Here is a 14,097-nt window from a genome sequence, read left to right as displayed (position 1 = left end):
GTTCATACTGCGCGGGGTAGGCTGGCGGATTGTTGTACCGCACTCGGACACCCGGCACTTCGTCGGCCGATGTCCACAAAAACCCGCACCTTCCGGGCCGGGTGTGGTACGGCAGGACCGGAGGACGCGCAACGTGGCGCAGTCCACAGCGGGCCGTCGCGGATCGAGCTGTCCTGGCGGGGGAACGACCGCGACAATGCCACTCAATGGCTTTGTCGTCTTTTCCCGCGGGTCGTTCGTGCCGCCGGGCACGCACGCTCGTTCTTCACTGTGGGGCGGGCGGTGCGCCGTCCCGGGCGAGCTGGTCGTAGAAGCACTAACCGATGGGCGAGGGGTTACGCATGACCGACACCGGCCAGATCCCGGGCGAGGGGCTGCCGGAGGACGCAGGCACGGTGGAGCAGCCGGGCGTCCCCGCACCCGGCGCGTACACCTACCTCTCCGAGGCCGACGCCGAGGACGAGGACCTGTTGTTGCTGCCGGGAGCCCAGGGAGCGTGGGGCAACGAGGTCGCGCCCCCGGCGCCGGAGCCGGTCGTCGAGACCGTGCACCAGCCGGGCCCGCACGAGTTGTCCGGCCGTGACAGCGGCTCGGTCGACCTCAGCGGTGTCCGCCTGCCCGACCCCGCGCAGGACGCCGCGGCCGCGCCGGTCCCGCCGCGCAGGCCCCTGCACCTCGGTCCGCCGATTCCCGACACCTCCGCCAGCCCGGTCCGTTCCCTCGCCGACCGCGGTCCGGCCCACGCCCCGGTGCGGCCCGTGGGCCAGCCGGCCGTCGGGCCGGAGTACGCGGAGGCCCAGCAGACTGCCGCGACCTCTCCGCAGGCCGCGGCACCCTGGGGCGCCCAGGGCGAACCGCAGGCCGTCCAGGCGCCGGTGAGCCATGCGGCGGGGCATGCGGAAACGGTTATTCCGGTACCGGAACAGGCAGTTGAGACGGTGGGCGCGGCCCAGGCCCTGGTGTCCCGCGTCGCCACGGAGGCCGTCGCGGCGACGGGCGGACCGGTCAACCCCGGGGCCGAGCAGGCCGGGGCACCCGTGCCGGACCCCGCCGCTCCCGCGCAGGAACCGGTTGTCGCGGAGGCCGTGCCGGAACCGGTCGCCGAGGAGCCCGCCCCCGAGCCGGTCGAGATGGAGCCCCCCGCCGAGGCGGCCGCCGCCGCACCCGGCCCCGAAGCCGTCGGCGAGCCCCAAGAGGTCGGCGGCGTCTCGGGTGTTGCGGACGCCCTGGAAGCCCCGTACGCCCCCGAGGCGGCGCAGGCCGACGGCACCGCGCAGTCCGGCCTGACCTCCGAGCCGCCCGCCGCCGCTGAGCCGGAGGCGCCGGAAGAAGCCTGGGCGGCCGAGGCCCCCGCACCGCAGGAGCCCCCGCACGCCGAGGCCCCGCAGGCCACCGAGCCCCTGACCCCGCAGAACGACGCCCTGCCCGCCGAGGCGCAGGCACCCCAGGACGCCCTGCCGGCCGAGATCCCGGCGCCCGGCGACGCCCAGGTGCCGGAGAGCCCGTCCGAGGACCTGCCGGAGCGCGCGCCCCTCGCCCCCGGGGCACTGGAAGCCCTCGCGGCCGCACAGGCCTCCGCCGAGGCCGTCGAGCCCGAGCCGACCCCGGCCCCCACCACGGAGGCCCCTGTCTCCACCGCGGAGGCCCCTGTCTCCCCCGGGGAGGCCCCCGTCCCCACCGCGGAGGCCCCCGCGCTCGCCGAGCAGCCGGCCCCGGCGCCGGAGGAAGCGCCGGTGCAGGAGCAGTTCCCGGCCGCCCAGGACCCGATGCCACCGCACGCCGGCGTCCACGCCGGCCCCCCGGCGCCGGATGTCCGGTGGGGCGAGCCCCCGCAGGACGCGGAAGCGGCGGCTCCCGGCATCGTCGGCGAGTCCGCCGTGACCGACGGGGCCGCCATCCCCGCCGAGCAGTCCCTGCCCCAGCAGCCCCTGCCCGAGCAGGAGCCCGGCGCCCAGGAGCCCCACCCCGACGCGAGCGACGGCGGGTTCCTGCCGGTGGACGGCGCCGCCGTGCCCACCACCCCGCACCTCGCCCCGACGCCGCCCGAGGCCGTCCTCCTCCCGCCGGAGGCCCCGGCGGCGGAGGCCGGTGCCGAGACCCTGGCCGTGCACGCCGGGCCCGAGGTCCCCGCCCCGCGCGAGGCCGACCCCGGCCACCCCGGCGCCCAGAGCCCCGAGGACCTGGACACCCACGCGGCCGACCAGGACGACCTCGTGGAGGCCGCCGTGTCCGACGCGCAGCAGCCGCCCCAGGACGGCCGACGCTCCGCCGGACCCGCCGCCCCCGGCTACGACGACGCCGAGCGCGAGGCCGTACTGAAGGTCATGCGCGAACGCCGCGACATCCGCAACGGCTTCCGCGGCGACCCCATCCCCCACGAGGTGCTGCTCCGCGTCCTGGAGGCCGCCCACACCGCGCCCTCCGTCGGCCACTCGCAGCCGTGGGACTTCGTCGTCATCCGCTCCGCCGACACCCGCCGCGCCATGCACGAACTGGCGATGCGCCAGCGCGAGGCCTACGCGAAGTCCCTCCCCAAGGGCCGGGCCAAGCAGTTCAAGGAACTGAAGATCGAGGCCATCCTCGACACCCCGGTCAACATCGTCGTCACCGCCGATCCGACGCGCGGCGGCCGGCACACCCTGGGCCGGCACACCCAGCCGCAGATGGCGCCCTACTCCTCCGCGCTCGCCGTCGAGAACCTGTGGCTCGCCGCCCGCGCCGAGGGCCTCGGCGTCGGCTGGGTCAGCTTCTTCGACGAGCGCGAGATGGTCCGCGCGCTCGGCCTGCCCGAGCACCTGGACGTCGTCGCCTACCTGTGCGTCGGGTACGTCGACGAGTTCCCGGACGAGCCCGAGCTGATGCAGGCGGGCTGGTCCAAGCGCCGCCCGCTCTCCTGGGTCGTGCACGAGGAGACGTACGGCCGCCGCGCCCTGCCCGGCGAGGCACCGCACGACCTGCTCGCCGAGACCGTCGCGCAGATCCGCCCGCTGGACGCCAAGGCGCTCGGCGAGGCCTGGGAGCGGCAGAAGCGGATGACCAAGCCGGCCGGCGCGCTCGGCATGCTGGAGATCATCTCCGCCCAGCTGTGCGGACTGTCCCGGCAGTGCCCGCCGCCCATCCCCGAGCCCGCCGCCGTCGCGGTCTTCGCCGGCGACCACGGGGTGCACGCCCAGGGCGTCACCCCCTGGCCGCAGGAGGTCACCGCCCAGATGGTGGCCAACTTCCTGGGCGGGGGAGCGGTCTGCAACGCCTTCGCCGGCCAGGTCGGCGCCGAGGTCTGCGTCGTGGACGTCGGCGTCGCCACCGACCTGCCCGCGACGCCCGGCCTGCTGCCCCGCAAGATCCGGGCCGGCACGTCCGACATGACCACCGGCCCCGCGATGACCCGCGAGGAGGCCAAGCAGGCCGTCGAGGTCGGCATCGAGACCGCCCGCGACCTGGTCGCCGCCGGCAACAAGGCGCTGCTCACCGGCGAGATGGGCATCGCCAACACCACGGCGTCCGCCGCGCTGATCTCCGTCTACACCGGCGCCGACCCCGCCGAGGTCACCGGCCGCGGCACCGGCATCAACGACGAGACGCTGGCCCGCAAGACCGAGGTCGTCCGCCGCGCCCTGGAACTCCACCAGCCGGACCCGGCCGACCCCCTCGGCGTCCTCGCCGCGGTCGGAGGGTTCGAGCACGCCGCCATGGTCGGCCTGCTCCTCGGCGGTGCCTCCCTGCGCACACCGGTGATCCTGGACGGTGTCAGTGCCGGCGCCGCCGCCCTGGTGGCCCGGGCGATCGCCCCCGAGGTCCTCGCGGCCTGCATCGCGGGCCACCGCAGCGCCGAGCCGGGACACGTCGCCGCGCTGGGCAAGCTCGGCCTGCGCCCGCTCGTCGACCTGGACCTCCGCCTCGGCGAGGGCACCGGCGCGCTGCTGGCCCTGCCGATGGTGCAGAGCACCGCGCGGGCGATGCACGAGGTGGCGACCTTCGACTCGGCCGGAGTCACCGAGAAGTAGCTCCACGACGGCCTCACGGGGGCGGGACGCGGTGCGGCGGGACGTCCGTCGCCACCGCCCCGCCCCCGCCGTACCCTGGACCGACCTCGTGCCGCCCGTGCACGTCTCCTACAATCCGCACGTATCCCCACGTCAGGGCCGCTCCACCGCCGCAGCGCCCACCGCACGTCAGGACGAGGAGCCCACCCTGATGGCCGAACACCCCGCCTACCCCGTAGGCCTCCGCCTCACCGGCCGTCGCGTGGTCGTCCTCGGCGGCGGCCAGGTCGCCCAGCGCCGCCTGCCCGCGCTCGTCGCGGCCGGCGCCGACGTCCTCCTCGTCTCCCCCTCGGCGACCGCGTCGGTCGAGGCCATGGCGGATGCGGGTGAACTCACCTGGGAGCGCCGCCGGTACGCGGACGGCGACCTCACCGGCGCCTGGTACGCCCTGATCGCCACCAGCGACACCGAGGCCAACGCCGCCGCCTCCGCGGAGGGCGAGCGCCGCCGCGTCTGGTGCGTACGCGCCGACGACGCCGACGAGGCCACCGCCTGGACCCCGGCCTCCGGGCACAGCGCGGGCGTGACCGTCGCCGTGCTCACCACCGACGCGCGCGACCGGGACCCGCGCCACACCGCCGCCATCCGCGACGCGGTCGTGGAGGGCCTGCGCGACGGGACGCTCGTCGCCCCGCACCAGCGCACCCGCGCCACCGGAGTCGCCCTCGTCGGCGGCGGGCCCGGCGACCCGGACCTGATCACCGTCCGCGGACGCCGCCTGCTCGCCGAGGCCGACGTCGTCATCGCCGACCGGCTCGGCCCGCGCGACCTGCTCGCGGAGCTGCCGCCGCACGTCGAGGTCATCGACGCGGCGAAGATCCCGTACGGCCGCTTCATGGCCCAGGAGGCCATCAACAACGCGCTGATCGAGCACGCCAAGCAGGGCAAGGCAGTGGTCCGGCTCAAGGGCGGGGACCCCTTCGTCTTCGGCCGGGGCATGGAGGAGGCGCAGGCGCTCGCCGAGGCCGGCATCCCCTGCACCGTCGTCCCCGGGATCTCCAGCTCCGTCTCGGTCCCCGGCGCCGCCGGCATCCCGGTCACCCACCGCGGCGTGGCCCACGAGTTCACCGTGGTCAGCGGCCACGTCGCCCCCGACGACGAGCGCTCCCTGGTCGACTGGGCGTCCCTCGCGAAGCTCACCGGCACGCTGGTGATCCTGATGGGCGTCGACAAGATCGGCCGGATCGCCGAGACCCTCGTCGCGCACGGCAGGTCCCCCGACACCCCCGTCGCCCTGGTCCAGGAGGGCACGACCGCCGCCCAGCGCCGGGTGGACGCGACCCTCGCCACCGTCGCCGAGACGGTCGTCGCCGAGGGCGTCAGGCCGCCCGCCGTCATCGTCGTCGGCGCGGTCGTCGGCGTCGGCCCGCACGGGACGGTGTGACATGGGCGAACTCGTCACGATCGACGACCCCGGCGACCCGCGCCTGCACGACTACACGAACCTCACCGACGTCGAACTGCGCCGTCGCCGCGAACCCGCCGAAGGCCTGTTCATCGCCGAGGGCGAGAAGGTCATCCGCCGGGCCGGCGAGGCCGGCTACGCGATGCGCTCGATGCTGCTGTCCGCCAAGTGGGTCGACGCCATGCGCGACGTGATCGACGAGGCCCCGGCCCCGGTGTACGTCGTGGACCCCCGGCTCGCCGAGCGCGTCACCGGCTACCACGTGCACCGCGGCGCCCTCGCCTCCATGGGCCGCACCGCCCTGCCGACGGCGGCCGCGCTGCTGCGCTCCGCCCGGCGCGTCGTGGTCATGGAGTCGGTGAACGACCACACCAACATCGGCGCGATCTTCCGCTCCGCCGCCGCTCTCGGCATGGACGCGGTCCTGCTCTCCCCGGACTGCGCCGATCCCCTGTACCGGCGCAGCGTGAAGGTCTCGATGGGCGCGGTCTTCTCGGTGCCCTACGCCCGCCTGGAGGGCTGGCCGGCCGGTCTGGCAACGGTCCGCGAGGCGGGCTTCTCGCTCCTCGCCCTCACCCCGGACGCCCGCGCCGAGCCCCTCGACGAGGTCGCCCCGCACCGCATGGAACGGGTGGCCCTGATGCTGGGCGCCGAGGGCGACGGGCTCTCCCGGCGGGCACTGGCCGCCGCCGACACCTGGGTCCGCATCCCGATGTCCCACGGCGTCGACTCCCTGAACGTCGGCGCGGCCGCCGCGGTCGCCTTCTACGCGGTCACGGTGGGACGCCCCTCGGCGTAGCCCAGCCGGGCGGTGCGGAGCCCTCCGCTACAGCGCGGTCCCGCCCTGCCCCGGCAAGGACACGCCGGCCGTCTCCACCGGCCCCTGCGCCGCCCGCACTTCACCGCGCCCGTCGCCGAGGCCCTGCGAGGGGCCCTGGCAGCCCTGCGCGACGGCGATCCCCAGCGCCACCAGCAGCGTCACCACGACGAACACGAACAGGCGCTGCCGCAGCAGCCGCGGGTTCGCGGGCCGGCGCCGCCCGGTCCCGGTGGTCCTCGGGCCGGTGCGCCCCGCCCCACTGCGCGGCCCGGGACGGCCGCCGTCGTTGCGCCCGGTGCCGCGGCCGGCGGCGTCCCGGGGGGCGGGAGTGGACCTGGACGCGGGCCGCGCGCCCGAACCGCCGGTGCGCGACGGCGTACCCCCGCGCGAGGGCACGCCGCCGCGCGGGGGAGTCGTACGCCGGGGCGCAGGTCCACGGGAACCCGACGTGCTCCGCGGCGCCGGAGTGCCCTGCGGGCGCCGGGGCGCGCGCTCCGGGTAGGTGTCGGCGAGCCGGCCCGTCGGGAGGTCGGCCTCCGCGCTGCGCGGAGCGGGCGGCCGGGCGTCGGCCAGACCCTGGGCCTCGCGGGCGGCGATCTCCTTCAGCCGCAGCGACAGTTGCAGCGTGCTGGGGCGCTCCTCGGGGTCCTTGGCCAGGCACGCCCGCACCAGCGGGGCCAGCGCGTCGGGGACACCGTGCAGCTGGGCCTCCTCGTGCACCACGCGGTACAGCATCACCTCGGAACTGCCGTGCCCGAAGGGCGAGTCGCCCATCGACGCGTACGCCAGCGTGGCACCCAGCGAGAACACGTCCGTGGCCGGCGTGACCGCGGCCCCGCGCACCTGCTCGGGCGCGAGGAAACCGGGGGAGCCGACCGCGGTGCCGACGTGCGTGAGCGTGGAGGCGCCCGTCGCCCAGGCGATGCCGAAGTCGATGATCCGAGGCCCCTTGGGGGACAGCAGGATGTTGGACGGCTTCAGGTCCCGGTGCACCACCCCGGCCTCGTGCACCGCGACCAGGCCCTCGGAGAGCGCGGCGCCCACCGCGGCGACGTCCGCCGCGCCGAGCGGGCCCCCGTCGACGACCTTGTCGTGCAGGGAGGGGCCGGGCACGTATTGCGTGGCGAACCAGGGGCGGTCCGCGTCCAGGTCGGCGGCGACCAGCCGGGCGGTGCAGCCGCCCCGGATCCGCCGCGCCGCGGAGACCTCGCGCGCGAAGCGCGACCGGAACTCCTGGTCCTCGGCCAGGTCCGGCCGGATGACCTTCAGCGCGACCCGCTGCCCCTTCTTGTCGGAGCCCAGGTAGACCACGCCCATCCCACCCGCGCCGAGCCGCCTGTGAAGCCTGAACGAGCCGACGACGCGCGGGTCCTCGCGCCTCAGGCGCATCATCGCCATGTTCATCCCCGCTGCCCGGTCCCTGTGACGAGCCACAGCTTACGTTTCCACGGCCGCCCGCGCGCAGAGGCCGCGCCCTCTCGCGACGACGGATTGTCAGTGCCGGGTGCGACAGTTGAGGGGCGGTCAGCCAATCCGCGCGCGGTGCGATGTGCGGCGGCCGCTGATCCCAACCGGCCGTGGCCGACGGGGTATTGGGTCCCGGAGGGCCGGTCGTGCGACGGGGTCGGCGGGCCCGGGTCACGCCCCCCGCGCACGCCGTGCCGAGCCGTCCGGCGCGGCACGCCGGGCGGGTACGGGGGCGTACCGGCCGGTCTCGGAAGTGAGCGAAGTCACCGGACATCCCGGCGAAAGCGGGGCGGGGCGGGCACCCCGTCCGGGAAGACCCCGAGACCCGGGACCGTGTCTCCACCCAGGGGAGTAGTCCACTCCTCACGGGTCATCCTCCGGGAGGCCCGGCATTCGGTACGAGGGCATGACGTCCGGAGATCCCCGGACGCCTAGATTTGAGGTCAAGCGGCGGGTGCGGTACTCGTCCCCCGAGGTCGGACACCCGCCGCTTGCCAAGGACAACGGAATCGGTCAGGAGAGGACCATGGCCCAGACGCTGCCGCGGACGCTGGTCCGCACGCGGGAGACCCGCCGTCAGGGCCGCCGTCACCCCGCGGTGGCGACGCTCATGGCCCTTCCCCTGGCGGTCCTGCTCCTCCTCGTCTTCGACGGGTGGGAGACAGTGGCCACACAGGCGTCGTCCGTGGGTGTGGTGCTGGGGCGCTGAGCGGCGCCCCGGGCCCGGAAGAGCGGTCCGGGCGGGGACATCCACCCATGAAACCCCGTGGGGACGGGGGTGCGGCGGACGGCAAGAATGCCGGCGCAGCTGGGGAGCTGCGCCGGCATTGCCGTGTCCGCGAGGAGGGTGCGTACCCTCACCCGGTGACCACGGACGCCCTCCTTCCCGCCCTCGCGGCCCGCGTCAGGGCGACGGCCCACGCGGGCGCCCGGGCCTGCCCCTGCGGCGCGGCCACCCTCGCCGACCGCCCGGACGCCAGCGTCGTCCGCCACGCCGGCACCGTGGCCAAGGCCCACGCGCCCGACACCGACCCCGCCGCCCTGGCCCGCCGCGTCGCGGTCGCCGCCGGGCTGCCCGGCGTGTTCCTGCCGCCGCTCGCCCCAACCCCGGTCACCCTGCACGGCAGGCCCGTCACCTTCTGGCCCTACGGCACGCCCGTGGACCCCGAGGACCCGGACGCGGCGCCGTGGGAGGCGGCCGCCGGACTCCTCGCCCGCCTGCACCGCGCCCCGGTGCCCGAGGAGGGTGTGCCCGCGATGAGCGGGCCCGCGAAGGCGGCCCGGGCCGTCGCCCGCCTGCGGACCGGCGCCCCGCACCACCCGGCCGCCGGGCCGGTGCTCGGCGCCTGGGCCGGACTGCCCTCCTGGGCCCGCGCCGAGACCGGCCCGCCCGCGGCGACCGCGCTGTGCCACGGCGACCTGCACCTCGGCCAACTCGTGCGCCATCCCGCGCCCGCGGGGCCCTGGCTGCTGATAGACGTCGACGACCTCGGCACCGGCGACCCGGCCTGGGACCTGGCCCGCCCGGCGGCCTGGTACGCCTGCGGCCTGCTCCCGCCCGAGGAGTGGCAGCGCTTCCTCACCGCCTACCGCGCCGCCGGCGGCCCCGCCGTCCCCGCCGACGGCGACCCCTGGCCCGCGCTGGACGTCCCCGCCCGCGCCCTCACGGTCCAGACCGCGGCCCGCGCCGTCACCAAGGCCGCCGCGGCGGACCGGCCGCTGGACGAGGCGGAGCTGCCCCTGGTCGACGCCTGCGCCCGCATGGCCGCGATGCGACCGTCGGCCCCTGGCGGATGAGCCGAATTTCCGAGAAGTAGGGTGCAACCGACCCGCGGCCGGACAGAGTCTGTCCTGGCGATACGCGAAGCAGGACCGACCGGCGAGGAGTTGAGCCGTCCATGCAGTGCCCCAAGTGCCACGCACCGATGCACACCTACAACCGCAACGGCGTTCAGATCGAGCAGTGCAGCGGCTGCCGCGGGATCTTCCTGGACTACGGCGAGCTGGAGTCGCTGACCCGCCTGGAGGCCCAGTGGTCCCAGTCCGCCCCGCCGCCGGCCCCGCCCGCCGCCCCGCAGGGGTACCCGGCCGCGCAGCAGCCCGCCTGGGGCGCCCCGCACGGCGGCCACGGTCACGGCCACTACGGTCACCACCGCCAGAAGGGCTTCGGCCGCATGCTCTTCTCCAGCTGACCCCGGCTGATCCGGCCGTCTCACGCGGCCGGATGCGACGAAGCCCCGGCCGTGTGAGACGGCTGGGGCTTCGATCGGTGTGGACGATACTGGGATTGAACCAGTGACCTCTTCCGTGTCAGGGAAGCGCTCTCCCGCTGAGCTAATCGTCCGGGGGTACCGCGGATGCTGCGTGCGCGATACTGGGATTGAACCAGTGACCTCTTCCGTGTCAGGGAAGCGCTCTCCCGCTGAGCTAATCGCGCGGGGATCCATACGGATCGGTGATCCTTGCGGATCAGTGGACGATACTGGGATTGAACCAGTGACCTCTTCCGTGTCAGGGAAGCGCTCTCCCGCTGAGCTAATCGTCCTTGGAGGTGGAGACGGGATTTGAACCCGTGTAGACGGCTTTGCAGGCCGTTGCCTCGCCTCTCGGCCACTCCACCAGGAGTGCAGAAGGCCCGGGAGGCCCTCTGTTCCTGCGAGCGGACGACGAGGCTCGAACTCGCGACCTCAACCTTGGCAAGGTTGCGCTCTACCAACTGAGCTACGTCCGCCTGTCGGTTCGGTCCGCTTGCGCGGCCCGGCGACGTGATGAACTCTAGCGGATTCCGGGGCCAGTACAAAAACGCGTTTGTGCAGCGTGCTGCGGTGCGTCCGGTCGCGGACCTGGTCAGGCCACCCGGAAGGACACGTTCGAGTGCCCTGCGGCACACCCGCCTAGACTCGGGCACGTGCACGACCTCCCTCCTCTCGCCCGCTTCGGCGACCGCGTAGCCACCGGTCTCCTCGACGTCACGAGCGATCCCGCCGCCCTGGAGTCCGAGGGTTTCTGGGCCGTCTGCGCGGACTTCGAGGGCCGTACGACCTGCGCACGCTTCGCCGAGGTACGTACGGAGCCGGTGCCCGCGCCCGCCCCCGGGCGGTGGCGCGGTCCCGCGGTCGGCGACTGGACGTCCTCCCTGGACCGCGCCGCGTACACGGCGGCGGTCCGGCGCATCCGCGAGCACATAGCGGCGGGCGAGGTCTACCAGGCCAACCTCTGCCGGGTCCTCTCGGCGCCCCTCGCCCCGGACGCGGACCTGGACGCCCTCACCGCCCTGCTGGCACGGGGCAACCCGGCGCCGTACGCCGGCACGGTACGGCTGCCCCGGCACGGCGTCGAGATCGCCACCGCCTCGCCCGAGCTGTTCCTGCGCCGGGACGGCCGGACCGTGGAGTCCGGGCCGATCAAGGGGACCGGGCGGACCGAGGCCGACCTGCTGGAGAAGGACTACGCCGAGAACGTCATGATCGTGGACCTGGTCCGCAACGACGTCGGGCGGGTCTGCGCCACGGGTACCGTCACCGTCCCTGACCTGTGCGCCGTCGAGAAGCACCCCGGCCTCGTCCACCTCGTGTCGACGGTGCGCGGACAGCTGCGCCCCGGATGCGGCTGGCCGGAGCTGTTCGACGCCGCCTTCCCGCCCGGCTCGGTCACCGGCGCGCCCAAGTCGAGCGCCCTGCGGATCATCGACGCGCTGGAGACCGCCCCCCGCGGCCCGTACTGCGGGGGAGTCGGCTGGGTCGACGCGGACCGGGGCACCGGGGAGCTGGCCGTGGGCATCCGCACGTTCTGGGCCGACCGGGCCGAGGGGCTGCTGCGCTTCGGCACCGGGGCCGGTATCACCTGGGGGTCCGACCCCGAGGGCGAGTGGCGGGAGACCGAACTCAAGGCGTCCCGGCTGCTCGCGGTAGCGTCGGGGGAGTACGAGGTCACCGGAAGTGGAGAGGCGCTACCGACGTGAAGATCTGGCTCGACGGCGGGCTCAAGGACATCGAATCCGCCCGTGTCTCCGTCCTCGACCACGGGCTGACCGTGGGCGACGGCATCTTCGAGACGGTGAAGGCGGTGGCCGGCCGGCCGTTCGCCCTGACCCGCCACCTGGACCGGCTGACCCGCTCGGCCCGCGGTCTGGGCCTGCCCGACCCCGACCTCGACGAGGTCCGCCGCGCCTGTGCCGCCGTCCTGGCGGCCGACCCCGTACCGCTGGGCCGGCTCCGCATCACCTACACCGGCGGCCACGGCCCGCTCGGCTCCGACCGCGGCGAGCACGGCCCGACCCTCGTCGTCGCCCTCGGCGAGACCGCCCGCCGCCCCGACTCCACGGCCGTCATCACGGTGCCGTGGACCCGCAACGAGCGCGGCGCGCTGGCCGGTCTGAAGACCACCTCCTACGCGGAGAACGTCGTCGCCCTGGCCCGTGCCCGCGAACAGGGCGCCTCGGAGGCGCTGTTCGCCAACACGGTCGGGCAGCTCTGCGAGGGCACCGGCTCCAACGTCTTCGTCGTCCTCGACGGCGAGATCCACACCCCGCCGGTCGCCTCCGGCTGCCTGGCCGGCATCACCCGTGCCCTGGCCGTCGAGTGGAGCGGCGCCCGCGAGAGCGACCTGCCGCTGGACGTCCTGGACCGCGCCGACGAGGTCTTCCTGACCTCCACCCTGCGCGACGTGCAGGCCGTGCACCGGGTCGACGGCCGCGAACTGCCCGGTGCCCCCGGCCCGGTGACCGCCAAGGCCATGCGGGTCTTCGAGGAGCGCTCCGGGGACGACCTCGATCCCTGAGCGATATTCGGCTGCCGTAGGGCGCCCCGGTGGGTAGAACTGCCGTGATGACCACGACCCTGCGGCCGACCGAGCCGCTCCAGCGCGCCGCCGACGGGACGCGCTCACGCCGCTACCGGGTGTGCGTGAACAGCCGTCCCGTCGGCGACATACACCTCGGCACCTCGCCCTCCCTCGGCGACTCGGTGGCCGTGATCCACCGGCTGCGCATCGACGAACCGGACCGCGGGCGGGGCCGGGGCACGGTGGCCGCGCTCGCCGCCGAGGAGATCGCGCGCGGCTGGGGCTGCGGACAGATCGAGGTGGGCGTCGCCGCCGACGAGGAGGCCGGCGCACGGCTCGTACAGGCCCTCGGGTACACCCTGCGCAACCGCGGCATGACCAAGCCGCTGGGCGGCACCCCGCCCGCCCTGCCGGAGGGCAGCCGCGCCCGCCCCATGACACCGGACGAGTTCGACGCCTGGCGGGCCCACGAGTCCGAGCGGTACGCCCGGACCTGGATGGAGCGCGGCCTGCCGGAGGCCGGGGCCCGCGCCAAGTCCCGCCGGGACCACGAGACGCTGCTGCCGCGGGGAGCGGCCACGGAGCACATGCGGTTCAGCGTGCTGGAGCACGAGGGGACCCGGGTCGGGATCCTGTGGCTGGCGCTGCAGGAGGACCGGGCCTTCGTCTTCGACGTCGAGGCCGACCCGGCGCACCGGGGCCAAGGGCACGGCCGGGCCCTGATGCTGCTGGCCGAGGCCGAGGCGATCGGCGCCGGCCGGCCGCTGATCGGCCTCAACGTCTTCGCCGGCAACACCGCGGCCGAGCGCCTCTACGAGTCGCTCGGCTACCGGACGACGCGGTCCGTCTTCCACAAGTCCCTGCTGTGAGCGCGGCGCGGACCGGTGCCCGCCGGGCGGGACTCCGGCGGGCGGCTCAGCCCTCCCGCCCGGCGAGCAGCCGGTCCGCGATCTCCTCGATCCGCCCGCGCAGCCCCTCCTGGCTCTTGCCGCCGTCCAGGCGTTCGCCCCCGATCACATAGGTCGGGGTGCCGGTCACGCCGATCGCCTTGCCCTCGGCCTGGTCGGCGTCGACGATCAGGATGTGCCGCCCGTCGACGAGGGCGGTGTCGAACTCCTCCGCGTCCAGCCCGAGGTCACGGGCCACCTCGACGAGCAGGGCCTCCCCCTTGCGGTCCAGCTCGGCCACCCGGCCCAGCACGGCCTCGGCGTACGGCCATCCCCGGCCCTGGGCGAAGGCCTCCTCGGCGGCCTGGGCGGCGGCGAAGGCGTGCTTGTGCTTCTCCAGCGGGAAGTGCCGCAGCCGCAGCTCCAGCCGGTCGCCGTAGCGGGCGCGCAGGGCACGCAGGTCGTCCAGGGCGGCGTGGCAGTCCGGGCACTGGAGCTCGCACCAGACGTCGAGTACGGGTGCGCCCGGCCGGGCGGAGGAGGAGTCGCTCATGCCCCCATCCTCCCAGGCCACGGGGCGGCGCCCCGACCGCGGCCCCGCTCCGGCACCGGCACCTGGGGAGGAGCCGACCCGGAGATCTCCCTGATCTCGGACCACGGCATGGCCCCGCGGCACGCGGTCGGTGCAGGATG

Annotated in this window: 11 protein-coding genes and 5 tRNA genes; 9 read left to right on the top strand and 7 right to left on the bottom strand. The window is 75.3% G+C overall.

The features are described 5' to 3' along the window. Window positions 1–341 precede the first annotated feature (341 nt). The 3 genes from cobT to IE108_RS21100 all read left to right on the top strand — a co-directional run bounded on the left by cobT (window position 342) and on the right by IE108_RS21100 (window position 6,247). The gene (cobT, locus tag IE108_RS21110) at window positions 342–4,004 is read left to right on the top strand and encodes a nicotinate-nucleotide--dimethylbenzimidazole phosphoribosyltransferase (protein WP_064726959.1); all 3,663 of its coding nucleotides are present in this window, start codon (window positions 342–344) and stop codon (window positions 4,002–4,004) included. A gap of 190 nt (window positions 4,005–4,194) precedes the next feature. After that, on the top strand, window positions 4,195–5,427 hold the full coding sequence (gene cobA, locus IE108_RS21105; protein ID WP_064726958.1) for a uroporphyrinogen-III C-methyltransferase: 1,233 nt from the start codon (window positions 4,195–4,197) through the stop codon (window positions 5,425–5,427). A 1-nt stretch (window position 5,428) separates the two neighbouring features. Next, the gene (locus IE108_RS21100) at window positions 5,429–6,247 is read left to right on the top strand and encodes a TrmH family RNA methyltransferase (protein ID WP_064726957.1); all 819 of its coding nucleotides are present in this window, start codon (window positions 5,429–5,431) and stop codon (window positions 6,245–6,247) included. 27 nt (window positions 6,248–6,274) lie between these two features. On the opposite strand, the gene IE108_RS21095 is transcribed toward IE108_RS21100, so the two are convergent. Beyond that, window positions 6,275–7,672, bottom strand: a complete 1,398-nt coding sequence (locus IE108_RS21095; RefSeq protein ID WP_064726956.1) for a serine/threonine-protein kinase — start codon at window positions 7,670–7,672, stop codon at window positions 6,275–6,277. A 589-nt stretch (window positions 7,673–8,261) separates the two neighbouring features. On the opposite strand from IE108_RS21095, the gene IE108_RS21090 reads away from it, so the two are divergent. The 3 genes from IE108_RS21090 (at window position 8,262) to IE108_RS21080 (ending at window position 9,927) form a co-directional block, all read left to right on the top strand. Next, window positions 8,262–8,444 carry a hypothetical protein gene (locus IE108_RS21090; RefSeq protein WP_064726955.1) on the top strand — a complete coding sequence of 61 codons (183 nt, stop codon included), beginning with the start codon at window positions 8,262–8,264 and terminating at the stop codon, window positions 8,442–8,444. A 155-nt stretch (window positions 8,445–8,599) separates the two neighbouring features. Further along, on the top strand, window positions 8,600–9,532 hold the full coding sequence (locus IE108_RS21085; protein WP_064726954.1) for a phosphotransferase family protein: 933 nt from the start codon (window positions 8,600–8,602) through the stop codon (window positions 9,530–9,532). A gap of 101 nt (window positions 9,533–9,633) precedes the next feature. Then, window positions 9,634–9,927, top strand: a complete 294-nt coding sequence (locus IE108_RS21080) for a TFIIB-type zinc ribbon-containing protein (RefSeq protein ID WP_064726953.1) — start codon at window positions 9,634–9,636, stop codon at window positions 9,925–9,927. Window positions 9,928–10,007: 80 nt separating this feature from the next. Here IE108_RS21080 and IE108_RS21075 read toward each other — a convergent pair. From IE108_RS21075 to IE108_RS21055, 5 genes are all read right to left on the bottom strand, one after another. Continuing rightward, window positions 10,008–10,079, bottom strand: a tRNA-Val gene (locus IE108_RS21075). Window positions 10,080–10,100: 21 nt separating this feature from the next. Then, window positions 10,101–10,172: transfer RNA gene (locus tag IE108_RS21070), tRNA-Val, on the bottom strand. A gap of 36 nt (window positions 10,173–10,208) precedes the next feature. Continuing rightward, window positions 10,209–10,280, bottom strand: a tRNA-Val gene (locus IE108_RS21065). Between the two features lies 1 nt (window position 10,281). Further along, window positions 10,282–10,355, bottom strand: a tRNA-Cys gene (locus tag IE108_RS21060). A gap of 38 nt (window positions 10,356–10,393) precedes the next feature. Beyond that, window positions 10,394–10,466: transfer RNA gene (locus tag IE108_RS21055), tRNA-Gly, on the bottom strand. 177 nt (window positions 10,467–10,643) lie between these two features. Between IE108_RS21055 and IE108_RS21050 the strand changes: the two genes are divergently transcribed. The 3 genes from IE108_RS21050 to IE108_RS21040 are packed head-to-tail and all read left to right on the top strand — an operon-like array spanning window position 10,644 to window position 13,386. Beyond that, window positions 10,644–11,696 carry a chorismate-binding protein gene (locus IE108_RS21050; protein WP_064726952.1) on the top strand — a complete coding sequence of 351 codons (1,053 nt, stop codon included), beginning with the start codon at window positions 10,644–10,646 and terminating at the stop codon, window positions 11,694–11,696. After that, window positions 11,693–12,514 (top strand): aminotransferase class IV, encoded by an 822-nt coding sequence (locus IE108_RS21045; protein ID WP_064726951.1) that lies wholly within the window; start codon window positions 11,693–11,695, stop codon window positions 12,512–12,514. The genes IE108_RS21050 and IE108_RS21045 overlap by 4 nt, the downstream gene beginning before the upstream one ends. Before the next feature lie 47 nt (window positions 12,515–12,561). Next, on the top strand, window positions 12,562–13,386 hold the full coding sequence (locus IE108_RS21040) for a GNAT family N-acetyltransferase (RefSeq protein WP_064726950.1): 825 nt from the start codon (window positions 12,562–12,564) through the stop codon (window positions 13,384–13,386). A gap of 46 nt (window positions 13,387–13,432) precedes the next feature. Here the strand turns inward: IE108_RS21040 and IE108_RS21035 are convergent, their stop codons facing one another. Continuing rightward, the gene (locus IE108_RS21035) at window positions 13,433–13,957 is read right to left on the bottom strand and encodes a DsbA family protein (protein WP_064726949.1); all 525 of its coding nucleotides are present in this window, start codon (window positions 13,955–13,957) and stop codon (window positions 13,433–13,435) included. Window positions 13,958–14,097: the final 140 nt, after the last annotated feature.

The sequence above is a fragment of the Streptomyces parvulus genome, from assembly GCF_014648855.1.
GTDB classification, from domain to species: domain Bacteria; phylum Actinomycetota; class Actinomycetes; order Streptomycetales; family Streptomycetaceae; genus Streptomyces; species Streptomyces parvulus.
The sequence above is the reverse complement of the archived record's forward strand: the minus strand, read 5'-3'. Positions and strand labels throughout refer to the sequence as shown.

Excerpts from the sequence above, each read along its gene's own strand:
- cobT (WP_064726959.1), top strand. The coding sequence starts at position 342 with ATGACCGACACCGGCCAGATCCCGGGCGAGGGGCTGCCGGAGGACGCA.
- cobA (WP_064726958.1), top strand. The coding sequence starts at position 4,195 with ATGGCCGAACACCCCGCCTACCCCGTAGGCCTCCGCCTCACCGGCCGT.
- IE108_RS21100 (WP_064726957.1), top strand. The coding sequence starts at position 5,429 with ATGGGCGAACTCGTCACGATCGACGACCCCGGCGACCCGCGCCTGCAC.
- IE108_RS21095 (WP_064726956.1), bottom strand. The coding sequence starts at position 7,672 with ATGAACATGGCGATGATGCGCCTGAGGCGCGAGGACCCGCGCGTCGTC.
- IE108_RS21090 (WP_064726955.1), top strand. The coding sequence starts at position 8,262 with ATGGCCCAGACGCTGCCGCGGACGCTGGTCCGCACGCGGGAGACCCGC.
- IE108_RS21080 (WP_064726953.1), top strand. The coding sequence starts at position 9,634 with ATGCAGTGCCCCAAGTGCCACGCACCGATGCACACCTACAACCGCAAC.
- IE108_RS21040 (WP_064726950.1), top strand. The coding sequence starts at position 12,562 with ATGACCACGACCCTGCGGCCGACCGAGCCGCTCCAGCGCGCCGCCGAC.
- IE108_RS21035 (WP_064726949.1), bottom strand. The coding sequence starts at position 13,957 with ATGAGCGACTCCTCCTCCGCCCGGCCGGGCGCACCCGTACTCGACGTC.